A 1,001-nucleotide genomic window follows, 5' to 3' on the forward strand; every position below is an offset into this window, starting at 1 on the left:
ATGATGAGGCATCGGATTTTTGGGGAATGGCCTTCGTGCCCGGCGAGCGGGTGCGCTCCAGCGACGAACCTCCCGCCCTGACCGGCCAGCTCGGGCTCGCCGCCCCGGCCGGCCTTGACTCTGCCCAGGTGGTAGATGCGTTGAATGACGTCGCCGAGGCGCGGTCATGGCTCGATGCCCAGGAAGCGAAACTGGTCACCCGGATCCTGGACCTGCAAACCGAGCAAACCCGTTGCGGCCGCGGGGCGTTCGGGTTCGAGAAAACCCTGGCCGCAGCCGAGATCGGCGCCACGTTGCACCTGCCGGAGCGGACCGCCGGGTTCCTGGTCGAACACAGCACCCTGCTGACCCGCCACTACCCGGCCACGTTGAACGCGTTAGAGGACGGCAGACTCTCACGCCGCCATGCCTGGGCTGTTGTCGAAGAGGCCACAGACATGCCCGACACCGACCCCGCTCTGGCCGCCGCCTATGAAACCAGGCTGATCGCGTTGGCCGGTCAGACCACGGTGGCGAAGTTCTGCCGCCAGGCCCACCGGTTACGCGAAAAACTTCACCCCGAACCCATCAGTAGCCGGCACCGGAAAGCTCTCCGGGAACGCGAGGTGGTCCTGAACGGCGCCCACGACGGGATGGCCTGGCTCGCCGCGTACCTACCCACCGAACACGCGGCCGGGATCTTCCACCGGGTCGATACCGCAGCCCGGGCCTTGCAGGGCCCCGACGAGGCCAGGACTCTCACCCAGCTCAGGGCCGATGTTCTGGTGGATGTCCTCACCAGCGCCGGACCCACCGGACACATGCATGAAGCACCCGACCCCGCTGCTGACCCAGGCGCTCACCCTGGCACTGCCGCTGGTGCCCCTGGTGCTGACTCAGCTGCTGCCGCTGGGACCGACGCAGGAGACGGGACGAACAGCGGATCCAGTCAGCCGCGGGAGGCCAGCACGTTTTGGGGTGTGCAGGCGAAGGTGTTCGTCACCGTCCCGGTGATGACTCTC

General features: G+C 67.4%; 1 protein-coding gene. It reads left to right on the forward strand.

The features are described from left to right. Positions 1-1,001 (forward strand): DUF222 domain-containing protein (locus B384_RS19800; protein ID WP_019483778.1); only part of this gene is annotated, 1,001 nt, incomplete at both ends.

This window comes from Arthrobacter sp. TB 23, from assembly GCF_000294595.1.
Classification (GTDB): domain Bacteria; phylum Actinomycetota; class Actinomycetes; order Actinomycetales; family Micrococcaceae; genus Arthrobacter_D.